Origin of the sequence: Sporosarcina sp. FSL K6-5500 (assembly GCF_038005665.1) — a bacterium.
Taxonomy (GTDB): domain Bacteria; phylum Bacillota; class Bacilli; order Bacillales_A; family Planococcaceae; genus Sporosarcina; species Sporosarcina psychrophila.
In genome coordinates this window covers 1,424,432-1,440,902 of the sequence record NZ_JBBOTP010000001.1, presented here as the reverse complement: position 1 = coordinate 1,440,902, position 16,471 = coordinate 1,424,432, and the positions used below count along the sequence as shown (strand labels likewise).

Annotated in this window: 17 protein-coding genes and 1 other annotated feature; of the genes, 12 read left to right on the top strand and 5 right to left on the bottom strand. The window is 40.9% G+C overall.

The annotated features are described in order from the left end of the window. The first annotated feature begins 148 nt into the window (after window positions 1-148). Complete coding sequence (locus tag MKX62_RS06600) at window positions 149-556, top strand: hypothetical protein (RefSeq protein ID WP_067213632.1); 408 nt, start codon at window positions 149-151, stop codon at window positions 554-556. A 265-nt stretch (window positions 557-821) separates the two neighbouring features. On the opposite strand, the gene MKX62_RS06595 is transcribed toward MKX62_RS06600, so the two are convergent. Then, entirely contained in the window at window positions 822-1,151 is a 330-nt protein-coding gene (locus tag MKX62_RS06595; protein ID WP_067213631.1) for a hypothetical protein, read from the bottom strand. Window positions 1,152-1,425: 274 nt separating this feature from the next. Between MKX62_RS06595 and MKX62_RS06590 the strand changes: the two genes are divergently transcribed. Together MKX62_RS06590 and nadR are read left to right on the top strand one after the other, a co-directional pair. Continuing rightward, entirely contained in the window at window positions 1,426-1,647 is a 222-nt protein-coding gene (locus tag MKX62_RS06590) for a hypothetical protein (RefSeq protein WP_067213630.1), read from the top strand. 225 nt (window positions 1,648-1,872) lie between these two features. Continuing rightward, on the top strand, window positions 1,873-2,904 hold the full coding sequence (nadR, locus tag MKX62_RS06585; RefSeq protein ID WP_340741075.1) for a multifunctional transcriptional regulator/nicotinamide-nucleotide adenylyltransferase/ribosylnicotinamide kinase NadR: 1,032 nt from the start codon (window positions 1,873-1,875) through the stop codon (window positions 2,902-2,904). Between the two features lie 156 nt (window positions 2,905-3,060). On the opposite strand, the gene MKX62_RS06580 is transcribed toward nadR, so the two are convergent. Continuing rightward, on the bottom strand, window positions 3,061-4,071 hold the full coding sequence (locus MKX62_RS06580; RefSeq protein ID WP_340741074.1) for a PQQ-dependent sugar dehydrogenase: 1,011 nt from the start codon (window positions 4,069-4,071) through the stop codon (window positions 3,061-3,063). A 169-nt stretch (window positions 4,072-4,240) separates the two neighbouring features. On the opposite strand from MKX62_RS06580, the gene MKX62_RS06575 reads away from it, so the two are divergent. From MKX62_RS06575 to tatC, 4 genes are read left to right on the top strand one after another with little or no spacing between them, the layout of a single operon-like run. Beyond that, on the top strand, window positions 4,241-4,999 hold the full coding sequence (locus MKX62_RS06575) for a gluconate 2-dehydrogenase subunit 3 family protein (protein ID WP_340741073.1): 759 nt from the start codon (window positions 4,241-4,243) through the stop codon (window positions 4,997-4,999). 15 nt (window positions 5,000-5,014) lie between these two features. Then, window positions 5,015-6,727, top strand: a complete 1,713-nt coding sequence (locus MKX62_RS06570) for a GMC family oxidoreductase (RefSeq protein ID WP_067213626.1) — start codon at window positions 5,015-5,017, stop codon at window positions 6,725-6,727. Between the two features lie 21 nt (window positions 6,728-6,748). Further along, a complete protein-coding gene (gene tatA / locus MKX62_RS06565) occupies window positions 6,749-6,949 on the top strand; it encodes a twin-arginine translocase TatA/TatE family subunit (RefSeq protein ID WP_187046170.1) in 201 nt (66 codons plus the stop codon). Between the two features lie 12 nt (window positions 6,950-6,961). Further along, on the top strand, window positions 6,962-7,807 hold the full coding sequence (gene tatC / locus MKX62_RS06560; protein WP_067213624.1) for a twin-arginine translocase subunit TatC: 846 nt from the start codon (window positions 6,962-6,964) through the stop codon (window positions 7,805-7,807). A gap of 97 nt (window positions 7,808-7,904) precedes the next feature. Here tatC and MKX62_RS06555 read toward each other — a convergent pair whose 3' ends face one another. Further along, on the bottom strand, window positions 7,905-8,051 hold the full coding sequence (locus MKX62_RS06555; protein WP_187046168.1) for a hypothetical protein: 147 nt from the start codon (window positions 8,049-8,051) through the stop codon (window positions 7,905-7,907). A 164-nt stretch (window positions 8,052-8,215) separates the two neighbouring features. Between MKX62_RS06555 and MKX62_RS06550 the strand changes: the two genes are divergently transcribed. Genes MKX62_RS06550 through MKX62_RS06530 form a run of 5 tightly spaced genes read left to right on the top strand, consistent with a single transcriptional unit; the run spans window position 8,216 to window position 13,059 of the window. Continuing rightward, a complete protein-coding gene (locus MKX62_RS06550) occupies window positions 8,216-9,790 on the top strand; it encodes an ABC transporter substrate-binding protein (protein WP_340741072.1) in 1,575 nt (524 codons plus the stop codon). Further along, complete coding sequence (locus MKX62_RS06545; protein ID WP_187046167.1) at window positions 9,780-10,748, top strand: ABC transporter permease; 969 nt, start codon at window positions 9,780-9,782, stop codon at window positions 10,746-10,748. Before MKX62_RS06550 ends, MKX62_RS06545 begins: the two co-directional genes overlap by 11 nt. Next, complete coding sequence (locus MKX62_RS06540) at window positions 10,749-11,561, top strand: ABC transporter permease (protein ID WP_067213621.1); 813 nt, start codon at window positions 10,749-10,751, stop codon at window positions 11,559-11,561. Next, on the top strand, window positions 11,554-12,303 hold the full coding sequence (locus MKX62_RS06535) for an ABC transporter ATP-binding protein (protein WP_340741071.1): 750 nt from the start codon (window positions 11,554-11,556) through the stop codon (window positions 12,301-12,303). Before MKX62_RS06540 ends, MKX62_RS06535 begins: the two co-directional genes overlap by 8 nt. A gap of 27 nt (window positions 12,304-12,330) precedes the next feature. After that, window positions 12,331-13,059 (top strand): ABC transporter ATP-binding protein, encoded by a 729-nt coding sequence (locus tag MKX62_RS06530; RefSeq protein ID WP_340742555.1) that lies wholly within the window; start codon window positions 12,331-12,333, stop codon window positions 13,057-13,059. Between the two features lie 122 nt (window positions 13,060-13,181). Here MKX62_RS06530 and MKX62_RS06525 read toward each other — a convergent pair whose 3' ends face one another. Beyond that, the gene (locus tag MKX62_RS06525; protein WP_340742554.1) at window positions 13,182-14,561 is read right to left on the bottom strand and encodes an alkaline phosphatase; all 1,380 of its coding nucleotides are present in this window, start codon (window positions 14,559-14,561) and stop codon (window positions 13,182-13,184) included. A 179-nt stretch (window positions 14,562-14,740) separates the two neighbouring features. Beyond that, window positions 14,741-15,979: an MFS transporter gene (locus MKX62_RS06520; RefSeq protein ID WP_340741070.1), complete on the bottom strand. Its 1,239-nt coding sequence runs from the start codon at window positions 15,977-15,979 to the stop codon at window positions 14,741-14,743. Window positions 15,980-16,044: 65 nt separating this feature from the next. Next, window positions 16,045-16,298: a binding site (T-box leader), on the bottom strand. Window positions 16,299-16,471: the final 173 nt, after the last annotated feature.

The window sequence follows — 16,471 nt, the reverse complement described above, 5'->3', positions numbered from 1 at the left end:
TCTTTAATTCAACATATATAGTGAAAAACCAGCTTTTTTATGTGTAATTCTACCAGGTTTTTTTGTTGAAATATGACGAAAAATGTATACACAATTTTCAATCTATTATGTATAATGGATATATAATATAACTAGTGGGGGAGATGAAGTGATAAGAAAAGGACGTTTTGCTGTATGGGGAAACAAAGAGTTTGAACTAATTTCCTATCAACGACAATACTACTTACAATCGGAAAATCCTTTAGACATGGAGAATGGGTTCGTAAGGAAAAATGGGGAAAAACAGATTTTCATTAAACCAGTTTCCATTAGGGAATTGGAGGATGCGTATGAAATCGTTCCGTATGCAATGATCGCAGGCTATCGATTTTCTTTAGAAGGATACAATGAAAAGACTGGTAAAGTTGCGCTTGTGACAAATAATTCTTTTGTCAAAGAGAAGGTCGACGTGCAAGCTTACGGGAAGTTTGAATATATAATTGAAGTTTCGTTAGACGAGATCCGATTAGAGGAAGATCGAATTCCGATACGTGGCTTTGAAGGTTTGCACACATAAAAAGGTAATCGTGTACGCTGAAATGACAGTGCACATGATTACCTATTATGGTTTTAACGGCTGAAGGATTACTGGTTTTGGGGAAAAGATAAGAAATTATACGTTTTTCAATTGAAGTAGTGTCTAGACTCTAGGGCTTTTCTTACCTGATAAAAATTGATCGAAAAAGAAGTACCTTACTTCATGTAACGGGAACAAAGGCACTGCTTTTTACGAATCAGTTTTTTGCGTTAGATAACGTACTTTTAGTGTGGATCTTCCAATGTTACTTTTTATTAGTAAACTTGTCTTTCAGTTCACCGAACTTATCTTGTGCTTGCCCTTTAAACTTGTCGACCTTATCGCTGTCCATTGCGGTACCGATTTTGTTTTTCACTTCGCCAAATTTGTCCTGCGCTTGCCCTTTAAATTTGTCAACCTTGTCATTGTCCATTGCGGTACCGATTTTGTTTTTCACTTCGCCAAATTTATCCTGTGCTTGCCCTTTAAACTTATCGACCTTGTCGTTATCCATTGCCGTATCGAATTTGTCTTTCACTTCGCCTTTTACTTTGTTTACAGCGCCTTTGAATTTGTCGGAAAAACTGTTGCTCATAATAAAACCCCCATTTGGTTAATTATACAACTATATACCTGACAACGAATATAGTAAACGTTATAGCAAGTTTAGTAAGAAGCATCATTTTATTAGCTATCGATTTTCGGACTACAGGTTTCGATAGGGGTCAAGTTATCTTCGAAGACAATCGCAAAGCTGACAAATGCTACGATGTGAAATGAATTTCATGATTCAAGTAAGAAATCGCTGATAAATGTGCATGATAGGAATGGCAAACTGTAAAAAGAATTAACTAAATGGAGGCGATGTTATGATCGAAAATTTTAATGTGCGGAAAGAAATATTTGAAGATACACAATACGAAACGTTACATTTCGAGTTGACGTTGGACGGAAAAGAATACCAAGGACATTATAAAGACGAGGAAGTGAACTGGTTTCAAATGCAGCCTGACCAGGAAAATCATTTAATGAAGCTTGAAGATCTGGAAGCTGAAGTGAAAAAACGTTTAAGAGAATGGGAAGAACAATGAACCGGAAGTTGTTCAGATACCGCCTATCACTAGGTGGTTTTCTTTAAAGATACAAAACTATAAGTTTTTCATCTGGAGCAGTGTCTAGACTCGAACGCATAGCCCCTGGTCCCACACGAAGTAGGCCAGCAAGTGTCGGGGCTACCAAGGGGCTTGCGCTTTTCTTATTAGTGCAAGACCTTGTAGTATTGGACTCATATGAAAGTATTCTGGGGGGCAGGAAAGATGACAGCGAAACGTAGAATTGGGATGTACGGTGGAAAATTTTTACCGGTACATTTAGGGCATGTGAATGCGATGGTGATGGCTTCAACAATCGTCGACGAATTACATGTCGTTGTTTCATATGATGAAGAATATGAGAAAGAAGTCTTTGAAGGGACAGGAATGAAACCAATTTCAGCGGTTCAACGACTTCGTTGGTGGAGCGAAATTACGGCTGATTTGGATCATGTATTTGTACATAGTGTTGAAGAAAAGCAAACAGGGAAATTTGAAGATTGGACGGCAGGCGCGAAAGCGATTAAAGCGTGTGTAGGGAAAGTAATCGATACGGTCTTCAGTTCTGAGAGTAGTTATAATGAATACTTTAATGAGTTGTATCCAGACGCTGAACATATCGTGCTTGATAATGATCGGGAGCTATTTGATATTTCGGCAACAAAGATCAGGGATGAAGGGCCTTACGTTCATTGGCATATGATTCCCCAAGAAGTTCGCCCCTATTTTGTGAAAAAGGTTGCTGTCATTGGGACGGAGAGTAGTGGGAAGTCAACGCTCGTTCGAAATCTAGCACGCGTGTATAATACGTCATATGTTGAGGAATACGGTCGTACATATTATGACAAATTCAAAGATTCCATGTCGATTACGCTAGAAAGTGATTACCATGAAATTGCGTTTGAGCATAAATATCATGAACGTATGCAAACACGGACAGCAAATAAAGTACTTTTTATCGACACTGAAGCGATTGTTACCCAGTATTATTCGGAGCTATATGTCGGGAAAAGGCTAGATATCCTAACTGAGGTGGCAAAGTTACAAGAGTACGATTTACATATTTATTTGGAGCCCGATGTGGCCTGGGTGAACGATGGTATACGTGTTCACGGAGATCAGTCCATTCGAGAAGAAAATAACCGTAAGTTAAAGAAAATGTTTGATGAAGCTGGCGTTGACTATGTCATTGTAAGTGGGGATTATGAAGAGCGATTTGAAAGATGTAAGGCATTGGTGAAAGCGATTATGAAGTAAATAGAAAGAGGCTGCCTGTGTCGGGGAGCCTTTTTCTCATTTCATAGGAAACTATAAGATCTCGTACTGTGGATAACCTCCAAAAGAAGCTAATTCAAGTCTAGACTCCAGCGCCTCTGACCAGGCGCTGGCACTTTTGGTCGGTTTTTCTAACACCTATTTCAAGCGATATAGCACATCATCATCTTCGGTAGGGTTCCCTCTACCATCGGTATTATTTGTTATGAAAAATAATGACTCGCCATCCGAGAACACATCACGGATGCGGCCATAGCCTTCTATTCTCTCAAGGAGTTTGCCAGCCAATGGGTCAATGACAAGAATCGCCTCGCCGCGGAGTGCAGCAACGTACAACAATCCCTTGTGAAAAGTAATGCCTGATGGCGCCCATGTATCACCAGTGCCAGAGGTGAGAAGTGGTGTTTCCATGCCTTCTCCTAATTCCGTTCCCTCGATGATTGGCCATCCATAATTGTTCCCGGCTTCAATTTTATTAATTTCATCATTCGCAGATTGACCGTGTTCTGATGCATATAATACTCCGCTTTCATCCCACGCGAGCCCTTGTGAATTTCGATGTCCAATGCTCACGATTTCGAATGTGTTGTCATCAGTTAACCGGATTATTTTCCCGTTGAATAAATCAGTGTCTTGTGCTGAATTAGGATTTGCCCCATCGCCAATTGTTGCATATAAAACACCATTCGGAGAGAGTGCAAGACGCCCGCCATGATGGACTGGACCTGATACGATTCCGTCCAAGAGTATGTCTTTTTCATGCCACGAAGTTCCGTCGTAGTGTAATGTTACGATTCGATTTACAGGAGTACCTTCTAAATCATATGTGTAGTAGGCATATGCTTCATGCGATTTCAGAAAATCCTTTTTCAACACGAAACCAAGCAGACCAGATTCAGCTACATTTGCTAAGGACTCCGAAAGAAAGACATCCTCGCGTAAAGTTTGACCGTTTCCCCATACCTTAACAACTGACCCTTCTTTCTCAGAGATGAAAAAATGTTCTCCATCGAAATCAATGGACCATGGTGCGATGAGATTTACCGTAACTTTTTCTGCGAGATCAGGATTCGCATGGGGTGAAGGACGTTCTTGATCTGTGCAACCAGCTAATATTAATAGAAAACAGAAGAGGAAAAGGCGTTTCATTGGAAAACTCCTTTCGTATTTCGTTTTTTTCAGTATATCCCGTTATGCGTGTGAGTAAAAATTAAGTTGATCAAAAAAATCCATGTATTGTATAAACATTGGATAGGATTGCCATGCTTTGTGCTAGGAATCATTATATAGACGGTAGTCATACTGAGGAGGATAAAGGATGTCAGTGGATAAAAAAGGCTTATCGAGACGGGACTTTCTGAAGACAACGGGAATTGCAACAGGGGCTCTCGTGGGAGGGGGTCTCATTGGAGGCCTTGTCGGGTACAACGTCAACAAGGAAGGTCAAGTTGCCGGCACGGGTGACCATAAAGGAGCTGGCGGCGAACCGACAGCTGTTAGCAATCGGGGCTTAATGTACTTTACAAATATGGCTGAATTCAATGTATTGTCTCAAGCAGTTGAACGGATATTCCCTGAAGATGACCTAGGACCTGGAGCAATTGCACTTGGTGCTCCGTATTTCATCGACAATCAGCTTGCAGGCAATTATGGAAGCAATGTGAAGGAATATATGCAAGGACCGTTTTTTGCGGGTGAAGCGACTCAAGGCTACCAAAGTAAGTTGACACGTGCAGAAATCTTTAGACAAGGTATCGCAATAATGGATGAGCAAGCAAACAAGCGGTTCAAACAAGGGTTTGTCGACCTCGAGGGTGCGCAAATGGATGAAATCATTACTGCATTCCAAAAAAATGAAATTGATATGAAGGGCGTATCGTCAGAATTTTTCTTCAAGCTTCTTCGACAAGCAACATTAGAAGGTGTCTACGCGGATCCAATTTATAACGGCAACGTGAACATGGATGCTTGGCGTATGAAGGAATTTCCGGGCAATCAAATGACCTATATCGCCGAAATTGAAAATGAAAAATTTGTGAAGTACGAACCAGTATCACTTACGAGTATGGAACATTAAGGGGGGAAATAGCGTATGGCAACAACGTTGGAGAAAGTAGATGTTATTACAGTTGGTGTTGGATGGGCCGGTGGTATCATTGGCGCAGAGTGTGCAAAAGCTGGTTTGAAAGTACTTGGACTAGAGCGTGGTAAGGAAAGAAGTACAAAAGACTACTCATTAGTACATGATGAGTTTCGCTACGCGATTCGTTACGATTTAATGCAGGATCTCTCAAAGGAAACGATTACGTTTAGGAATTCCCGGAAGATGCGGGCGCTTCCTATGAGGCAGATGGGATCGTTTCTTCTTGCGGAAGGTCTCGGCGGTTCGGGGACGCATTGGAACGGGCATACTTGGCGATTTCTTCCGTATGATTTTGAGATTAAATCGATGACGGATAAGAAATATGGAAAAGATAAACTCTCAAGCGACTATCTGATTCAAGATTGGGGCGTTACATATGACGAGCTAGAGCCTTACTTCGATAAATTTGAAAAGACAGCCGGCATCTCTGGAGAGAATAAAAATCCATTTGCGGGGAAACGCTCCTCAGAGTTTCCGACGCCTCCTATGAAGCGGACACCGATTCTAAAAAAGTTTGAAAAGGCAGCAAGCAAACTTGGGTATAGTCCTTTCATGTTACCATCTGCAAATTTGTCCGAGTCGTATGAAAATCCAGATGGAGAATCAATCATGGCGTGTCAATATTGCGGTTTTTGCGAGCGGTTTGGCTGTGAATACGGTGCGAAAACATCTCCGGAGATTACTGTCATTCCGACTGCAAGAAAAACGGGGAACTACGATGTCCGTTTCTATGCAAATGTCGTCGAAGTGTTGAAGAAAGGCAATAAAGTGACTGGAGTTAGATATATCGATACGCAAACCGGTGAAGAATTCATCCAACCAGCCGAAGTCGTAGTACTTACAAGCTATATGATGAATAATGCGAAGCTTCTTATGGTATCGGGAATTGGAGAAATGTACGATCCGGATACTGGAAAAGGGACGCTTGGTAAAAACTATGCGTACCAGGTTTTGCCGGGTGCAACAGGCTTTTTTGATGAACAAATGAATGTCTTCATGGGTGCGGGGTCGCTTGGGATGTCAATTGATGATTTCAATGGTGACAATTTTGATCATGGGGATCTAGATTTCATTCACGGGGCAAGCCTATCCATAACACAGACGGGTGTAAGGCCGATTGCGACCAATCCTCTTCCGCCAGATACACCTGTGTGGGGTGAAGATTTTAAAAAATCATCGATTTATAATTACACGCGCACGCTAAATATTGGCGGGCAGGGTGCCTCACTTCCTCATAAGGAGAATTTCTTGTCACTTGACCCAAATTATAAGGATGCATATGGGGTCCCATTGCTTCAATTGACATACAATTTTACTGAACAAGATAAGAACTTGCACAAGTACTTAACTGAAAAGACGGCAGTCATAATGAAAGAGATGGGTGCGAAGACAGTGATGGCTGGAAATCCAATTACCAACTATGATATTGTGCCATACCAGACGACGCATAATACCGGCGGAACAATTATGGGAGCAAGCCCGGATAATAGTGTCGTCAATACTCAATTACAACACTGGGATGCAGAAAATCTATTTGTTCTTGGAGCTGGAAACTTCCCGCATAACGGCGGCTACAATCCTACGGGGACAGTTGGCGCGCTCGCTTATCGCGCAGCAGAAGGAATTGTTAAATACAGTAAAGCTGGTGGGTCACTTGTGTGAAAATGAAGGGAGACTTAGGCAATGAGTTTAGCGAGTATTGGCGTACCGGGTTTAATCATCATTCTTGTTATTGTTCTCATCTTGTTCGGACCGAAAAAGTTACCCGAAGTGGGAGCCGCGGTAGGGAAAACACTTGCTGAATTTAAAAGGTCAGCGAAAGATATTATGGAGGATGAAGAACCAGTAACCCCAAAGGAAATAAAGAAAACGGATCAACTATAAGCAGGTGTAAGTATGGATCCATACGGAGATCACAGTCGTAAAATTTTAAGTCCGCTTGATAAAGTCCAAGTCGAAAAGACGAAGATTGGTATACCCGTTAAACCGGAAATAGAATCTGACATTACTCGGGATGACAAGGTCGTAGAAAGCAATTTTGAAGCTGCTCCGTCTCTTGTTGACCATCTCACAGACCTAAGAAAACAGCTCGTCAAAAGTGCAGCTGTTTTCCTTTTTTTTCTAATCGCAGTGTTTTCAAGTATTAATTTATGGTTCCCGTATATTACCCGCGGCCATGAGCTAATCATTCTTGGACCACTCGAAGTTGTGAAGTTTTACATGTCGATTTCCACAGCACTTGCATTGGGTTTATCAATCCCTTTTCTCTGTCATTTTCTCTGGCAATTTGTTAAACCGGGACTTAACGAACGGGAAAGCCGGTTTCTAAGCATGTATTCGCCTGTAATGTTACTGCTTTTCCTTATAGGTGTATCATTTGGTTATTTTATCGTCAATCCGCTTAGCTATAAGTTTCTTGTCTCATTGGGAGCCGTGAATTTTAATGTAATGGTGTCGGCGCAAGAATACATCAGTTTCTTGCTAATGACGACTATGCCAATCGGGATATTATTCGAGTTACCAATTGTTGCGATGTTTTTGGCGGCAATCGGGTTACTTACAGCGGAATCAATGAAAAAAGTGCGTAAATGGTCGTATCTTGCCATCGCTATAATTTCGGCTTTGATTACACCGCCGGATTTTGTGAGCCAACTCATTGTACTGATTCCAATGGCGTTGCTTTACGAAGCGAGTATCTTTATTGTCCTGTATACGGAGCGTCGAAATGCTGTTGTAAACTAATTCTATATTCGACATTTTCACAACAAAAACGGCAACCTATTTAAGGGTTGCCGTTTTTGTGCAAAAGTTTTTTCGCTTAATCGTTTATAAAACAATTTTACGAATTACTTTGCGATTCGCTTTTCTTGGAAAGTGTACCTGTGAACGATTCAACCTGTTTCATCAGCTTGTTCCTAGCATCTTTATTTCTCATTAAATATGCTGCGCCAAGTCCAAGTGCTGTCACGGCCATCTTGTTCATCATATAATCACCCTCCTTATTTTTTTGTTCATGATAATATGCCCGAGTTACAGGATTTTAGTCGGAAAGTCTGCAAGAAGATTGTTCCAAACTGCGTTAGGTTAGACATTGAACATCCTGCTCTTTATAATTAGTAAGTATAGAATTACATTTTTTTGGAGGTTACTATGTTTAGAAGGAAAACAAATGCATATATTATTTTTATTGCTATTTTACTCGTTATTGCGGGTTGTGGAAACAAGGAGAAAGAAACTTCGAAAACAAAAGAAAACCGACTTGTCTATGCGTCGGAAACTGAATTTGAAGGGCTTAATCCGCTACTGGAAGAAACGAACCTGGATGCGCTATTATTCCGCGGTCTGATACGGTTCGATGAGAACAATGAGCCAACAATGGATATCGCTGAATCATATGAACTATCACCGGATAAGCTAACGTATACGTTTAAATTGAAAGAAGACATTACGTTTCACGACGGCGAACCACTTACTGCTGACGATGTGATTTTCACAATTGAGAGCATACTAGACGATAATAATGCTTCGTTTTTGAAGTCGGATTTCACGGAAGTGGATTCGGTGACAAAAATTGACGACTACAAACTTGAATTGAAACTTAAACGCCCATTCACGCCGATGCTTGATAAGTTAACGGCTCCAATTTTGCCCAAGCATGCTTTTGAAGGCGTTGAGATGAGGACAGCTGAATTCAATAGTCATCCAATCGGCGCGGGTCCATATATGTTTGATAAGTGGGACCGTGGCAACAGTTTAACGTTAAAAGCCTATAATAATTTTCATGGAACAAAGCCTTCTATTGAAAAAGTGATTTTTAAATTCATTCCGGATAGTAATGTCCGTGCATTGCAACTCAAGTCTGGAGAAGTCGATATTGCACTACTCGACCCGGTCCAAGTTGAAGAGTTGGAAAAAGAAAAGAATATTAAAATTTACGATATTGAATCTGCGGATTACCGCGGTATCCTTTTCAATACGACCATTGACTTGTGGAAAGATGTTGACGTGAGGCGCGCATTTAGCTATGCGATTGATCGCGCTCAAATCGTCAAAGGTATTTTGAAAGGATACGGGACAGAAGCGTATTCACCACTTCAAAAACATGCATTTAACAATGAAAATGTAGAGAAGTATGCATACGACATTGAAAAAGCAAAAGAGCTTCTAGACGGAGCAGGCTGGAAAGAAGAAAAAGATGGTTTCCGTTATAAAAATGATGAAAAATTGGCGTTTACGATTACGGCACCTGTATCGGATACAGTACGCGTAAATTTGGCGAACTATGCTGCCGAAGGATTCAAGAAAATTGGCGCTGATGTGAAAGTAGATGCGCTTGACTGGAGTGCCATTACAATCGAAGATGCAGAAGCATTCATGGTCGGGTGGGGTAGTCCGTACGATGCGGATCATCATACACATATTTTGTTCCATACGGATCAGTCGGTTTTGACGAGCTCTGGTTATAACTACGGTAGCTATTCGAATGCAAAAGTAGATGAGCTACTTGAAAAAGGCCGTTTTTCGACAGATGCTGAAGAACGCAAAGCAATTTATATGGAGTTTCAAGCTGAGCTTGCGAAGGACCCTGCATTTGCTTATATCGCGTACGAAGACGCGGTTTACGGGATTAATAAAAATCTAAGCGGTGTGAAAGAACGAATACTTGGCCATCATGGATCTGGTTTCCTCTGGAATGTTGAGGAGTGGACGTGGAATGACCGTTAAATGGATTGGGAAGCGAATGATGATGGGGATAATTGTCCTCCTCATCGTGAGCTTCCTCTCTTTTTTCATCATGCATGCAGCTCCCGGTGATCCGGCAGCGGCTTTTTACGGAGGGAATGCACAAACATTGAACGCGGCTGAAAAAGAACGAATCAGCCGTGTTTTTTCGCTTGACCGACCTGTCATTGCGCAGTATGGTACGTGGTTAGCGGAAACAGTGAAAGGGAATTTAGGTGTTTCGTATAAAGAAGGGCGGCCCGTATCGACAATTCTTATGGAACGGCTGCCAAATACATTACTTCTTTTCGGCGTGACGCTATTTTTTATTAGTATAGGTTCAATCTGGCTTGGAACGACAGCGGGCATGAAGGCTGGATCTGTGTGGGATAAAGGATTATCGACAGTCAGTATTGTGACTTCTTCAATTCCAGCGTTTTGGCTTGGTATTTTATTTATTTCATTATTTGCAGTCAAACTCGGCATCCTTCCGTCATCTGGAACAGGAGATATCGGCGGTGAAGGTGGATTTTTGGATAAATTGCGTTATCTACTCATGCCTGCAACTGTTATCATTTTGACTCACGTTGGGATTTATGCACGCTTTCTCCAAGAAAGCATCAAAGTAGAAAGCCGTAACTATTATGTAACGGTAGCACGTGCCAATGGTGTAGCGGAGCAAGTCATTCGAAAAGGGATTTTGCGCAATGCATCTATTCCCTATTTGAATTATATCGGGATGACCATTCCTTCATTTGTTGGCGGGTCGATTATCGTAGAATCGCTCTTTTCATGGTCGGGACTTGGTCAACTAACCGTAAAAGCGGTGGTTACGAAAGATTTCCCATTGTTGATGGGTGGTATTTTACTAACGGGTTTAATCGTTGTCATAAGCCTTTTCGTTATTGACCTCATTACGTATTTATTGAATCCGAGGCTACGGAAAGGGGATGTGCGATAAATGAAATCAAAAAAAGCATTGATTTTTTGGTGCGTTGTCCTCGGCGTTATCATAATCCTAACTACTTTTGCAAGCTTCCTTTCATCGTATGAACCAAATGACATGAATCTCGATAAAGTATACGTCTCCCCTGGGGAAGGTCATCTGTTAGGAACTGATCATCTTGGACGCGATGTCTTTTCACGTCTTTTAGAGGGCGGTAAAGTAACGCTAACTGTTGCAAGTATTTCTGTACTAGTATCGCTTGTTATGGGTGTTCTATACGGCGGAATTAGCGGCTATATTGGTGGATTCGTCGATACTGTTATGATGCGGTTTTTAGAAGCGCTCATTACGATTCCTTCGCTTATTATTATTTTAGCGTTTCAAGCATTCATGCAAGGCGGAATGTGGAGTATGGCTCTCATTATTGGCGTTACAGGTTGGTTGGTTACCGCACGTATCGTTCGCTCTGAATTTATTCGATTGAAGGATGCGGAATTTGTGAAAATGGCGATAATGTTCGGAACACCGATGTGGAAAATTATCTTTAGTCATATGCTTCGCAATAGTATTCCGGCTATATTCGTTGTTACATTGTTTAACTTTGCAGGAGCTATATTCATTGAAGTGTCGCTTAGTTTTCTGGGGATTGGTGTACCACCAGCGATTCCATCATGGGGTAATATGTTGTACTATGCGCAAAATGATATCCTAATTGGGGCTTGGTGGATTGGATTGTTCCCAGGCATAATGATTTTCATTACAATACTTGCGATTAACTTTATCGGTGAAGCGTTGAAAGATCCGGAACGGAGGCGTTTAAATGCTTAGGGTACATCAATTGTCGATTGATATCGATGGTAAATCGATTGTGCGTAATAGTTCGTTTTCTGTTCCACTCGGAAAGATTACTTCCATTATTGGTGAAAGCGGCAGTGGGAAAAGTATGACGGTTTCCGCACTGCTCGGAATAGTGCCAACGGGAGCGAAGGTAACTGGACAGGCTATATTTAACGATAAAAACTTGATTACGGTTTCGGATAGAGAAATGATGGACATTAGAAAAAAACACCTATTTACAATTTTTCAAGATGCGGCGAACAGCTTTAATCCCTCTGTAAAGATGAGGCATCAACTTTTTGAGTTTTCGGGAAGGAAAACGGGCGATACAATTGAAGAATTTCGAGTGAAGATGGAGGGCATTTTGGATGATCTTGGCCTTGCATCGGAAATCATGGAACAGTATCCATTCGAATTATCGGGCGGTATGTTGCAACGATGTATGATTGCGTGCGCACTGTATATGGAACCGGCCCTTTTAATTGCAGATGAACCCACTTCTGCACTCGATATGGTGCTACAAAAGGAATTCATTGGGCTGCTAAAGCGATTGAACGAGCGGCATGGAACAACAATTCTTCTTATAACGCACGACTTGGATATCGTTGCAGAGGCGGCACATGACATGGTTGTTATGCGTCATGGTGAAGTTATTGAAACTGGCAGTGTGGTGGAGGTATTTGATTGTCCTAAGCATCCTTACACGAAGCTTTTGTTGGATAGTAGGTTTTAAAGGAATGGAGGTGTGACGGTGTTAGTGATGGAAAGTGTATCAAAAAGGTATGGTAGTGGAACTAAAGCGAAAGAAGTCCTTCGTGCAATCAGTCTCACAGTTGGAGAAGGTGAAATCGTTGGGCTTGTCGGGGAAAGTGGAAGCGGGAAAAGTACGCTGACACGTGTAATTATGCAACTTGAAGCGCCTGATGACGGAACAATTTTATTCAATGGTTCGCTCGTCACGAGGCAGTCCCGAAAAGCATTTTACAAAGGGTGCCAACTCATCTTTCAAAACGCATCGGCTGCCCTCAATCCATTATGGACTGTACGTGAAATCTTGATGGAACCGCTTCGTAATAAGAAAGGGGACCGGGATGCTCATATTCGACGCATGCTCTGCAAGGTAAAGTTAACGGAAGCTCATTTACATAGACGTCCTTCCGAACTGAGTGGTGGAGAAAGGCAACGTGTTAACTTGCTCAGATCAATTCTCGTTGAACCTAAACTACTCGTATGTGATGAAATCATTTCCAGTCTGGATCGATTGATTCAAAAAGAAATTATTGATTTACTAATAGAACTTAACCGTGAAACCGGCATGGCCTTACTTTTCATAGCGCATGATTTGCAAGCTGTTGCGTATATGTGTGACCGGCTATATGTGATGAATAACGGGGAGATTGTCGATGAAAGTGTGAAAGTGGAAGGTAGATTCGATTTTACACATCCGTATTCGGTAAGACTTTTTGGGGCGGAATTTAGGAGAGGATAAAAGGGGGGAAACGGTGTAATTTCATTTTACTAAAGAAAGGTTCGGGAATAGATCACTCGGGCTTTTTTTGTATGAAAAAATAAACCCGTTGCTTCAATGGAAGCAACGGGTTCTAACTAGTATTACTTACTTTTATCCGTATCTAAAATGTTGAATATGATTTGTGCATGGTCTGTATTATCGAGTAACCCGGCAAAACGATCTTTAGATGGACCGAAAGCATACACAGGTACGTCTTCACCAGTATGTCCACCTGTTGTCCAACCTGTATAAGAACGCTTGTCAAAAATTGATTTGATTGCGTTATTGATATCACTCGCTTTTTCACCAGCAGTTTTAACAGATTCGATTTCAACTTCTGTCAGTGGTAATAACTCTTGATCAATATAGCTTTTTAAGGTTTTCTCGACATCAGCACCATTAGCAATTTCATCTGCCATGAAGGACGGTGTCCGTTTTGCGGCTTTGATTGTATCAGTGAGCCAGTTATAATTACCGTCTGCACCTATAGAAAATCCACCTGTAGAATGGTCAGCAGTTGCTACGACTAGCGTATGCTTATCTTTTTTTGCAAATTCAATAGCTGCATTAAATGCTTTTTCAAAGTCTTCCATTTCGCTCATTGCACCAACAATGTCATTATCGTGGCCAGCCCAGTCAATTTGGCTACCTTCTATCATAAGGAAGAAACCATTGTCATTTTTACTTAAGCGATCGATTGCTGTAGTAGTCATTTCTTCAAGTGAAGGGATATCATCTGGACGATCAATCATTTTGGGAAGACCGCCAGTAGCAAATAACCCTAGAATTTGATTATTAGTATCCTTTAACAGTTCATCTTTAGTGGTTACATAGCTAAATCCATCTTTTTTAAAGGATTCTGTAAGATTCACATCTGAGCGCTCAAAATTTGATTTCCCACCGCCTAGGAGGACATCAATTTTATGCTCACCATTGATTAATTCATTGTTATAATCATCGGCAATTGCATCCATATTTTTACGGTTTTCATTGTGAGCACCGAATGCAGCAGGCGTTGCATGAGTAATTTCTGAGGTAGCAATAAGTCCAGTCGATTTGCCTGTTTCTTTTGCAGCCTCTAAAACAGTTTTTACGTTAGATTTGTCGTTATCCACAGCAATTGCGGCGTTATATGTTTTTACACCTGCAGACATTGCAGTTGCAGCGGAAGCGGAATCTGTTATTGTTTGTTCAGGATCTTCTGGGTAAGTCATTTGCTGACCAACGAGGTAGTTGTCAAACGCTGTCTTCTCAACAATAGGTGTAGTAGGATCATCTTTCAAGTAACGATAAGCGGAAGTATAGGATACGCCCATTCCATCACCAATGAGGAAAATCACATTTTTGATTTCTGCATTGTTGTTTAGTTCTGCTTCATTTGCCTGGGCGCTTGGATTAGTGATTGCACCACTCCAACTTGCGACCAAAACAGTAGAAAGAACTGCGATGGGGATAACTTTTTTAAAGAACTGCTTTTTCATCAATGTAAAACCTCCTATTTAATCTACTATCCAATTTAACTATAAAGTGAAGTTGTTAATCTAACATGAAGGACATGTAAATTTGTGTTAATAGTTTGTAAAGAAATGAAAGGTTGTGCAATCGATCTTAAATGATGAGATAGGAATGTCCAGTGGCGTTGTAACAAAGGATCTAATATTTAATCTACAGAGGCAGTCGAGTATAGTTTTGCCTTTGAAGGACGGATGTTAAAAAGAAACAGTGTAATGGAAATCACCAACATCACAAATGTCCCTACAATGACAACATACTGAATAGAAATGAGTTGAGCTGCCACGCCAGCTATGGTCGTTGCAAGTATGATTAAAACAGCTTCAATTAATCCGTAAATACTTCCGACTCTCCCCATCACATCGACTGGGATATTGTTTTGGTAAAAGGTATGGAAGCCTGTATTCGCAAAGGCCAGAGAAAAGGAAAGAATGAAAAACCCAATAGCTGCCATGAAAAAGATGGTGGAAAAAGCGTAAACAATATAGCCGATAGAAACGAATAGGGAGCCTAAACCAATTAACAAAGAAGTCGATGATTTAGTGGCAATCATCGTATTAATAATTGCGCCCATTACGATCCCCGCTCCCGCTATGCTGACTAAAAAACTATATTCACTATCCGATAAAGAAAGGACCTCTTTAGCAAATGCCACTTCAAGTGAGTCAATAGCTGTAGCCATGACCATTACACAGCCAAAAAGAAAGTAAATGAACATGATATAGGCGTAGCGACGACTAAAATTCAACACAACAGTCCAATCTTGCTTCACTACTTCAAAAGATATTTTTTCATTTGTACTATTAAACTGTATGTGTTTTTCGAGGTTGGGCATCATGATAGTGACTAATCCTGATAATAATAAAGCGATTGCGTTCATGTAAATGGCAAAAATGGGTGTGCCGATGATAAATAACAATCCCGCTATAGCTGGCCCAATTAGAAAGCCTCCAGAATCGATTAAACTGCGTAATGAATTAAACCGTTTTCTATCCTTAGGGGGAATTAGTTTTGTAATATAAGTCATAGATGTCGGGTCGAATATAGAGCGTGCTATATTGATTAAAAAAACGACTAGATAGATCGACCAAAGAGAAGAAAGAAAAGATAAGGTAGCGATAAATACCGCACTAACCAGGTTAAGAGTGACCATTAAATTACGTTTATTTAACCGGTCTATGACGCTGCCTGACCAAAAATTTGTACATAACGTAGCCAAAGGTTTAAGGATATAAAGGACAGCCACTGCAAGCGGAGAACCTGTTTTCTCAAGGATAATCAAATTAAGCGCAATTAAATAAATCCAGGCGCCCACATTAGAAATGCCAATTCCAGCTAACAACATTAAAGGATATTTCCAAGATTCAACTACGTTCCCAAGCCTCATTTTATTTTCCTCCTCTATCATTCATTTTTTGACAATAAAAAAATCCCACCCCCAAGACCTTAAGTCTTGAGGACGAGATTGTATCAATCGTGGTGCCACCCCAGTTTATTACGATGTTTCCATCGTAACCTTATCAGGTACGGCAAATAGATGCGTATACCCTGGCTCTATAACAGGAGCTCCTGTCACTCTATCCCCATTGCTGGTTCCGGAGTGATGCTCAGAGACTTGTTTCGATAACGCATTCTTACTCCTTTTCAGCAACCGGAGCTTTCTGCAAAGAATGAACGTTAGCTACTCTTCTCTTCGACGCATTTGATTTTTATAGATAATAGCACTCTTAGGATGAATTGTAAATAGAGAATTCAATCTCATTTGTTAATAAAATTAGGGGAAATATCGTAATTTAGGACTGATAATACGGGCTATATATGTTGAATTAAAGAATTTCATTGAATTTACTGTGGCGCTCAATAAGGAGAGAGTTTTAAT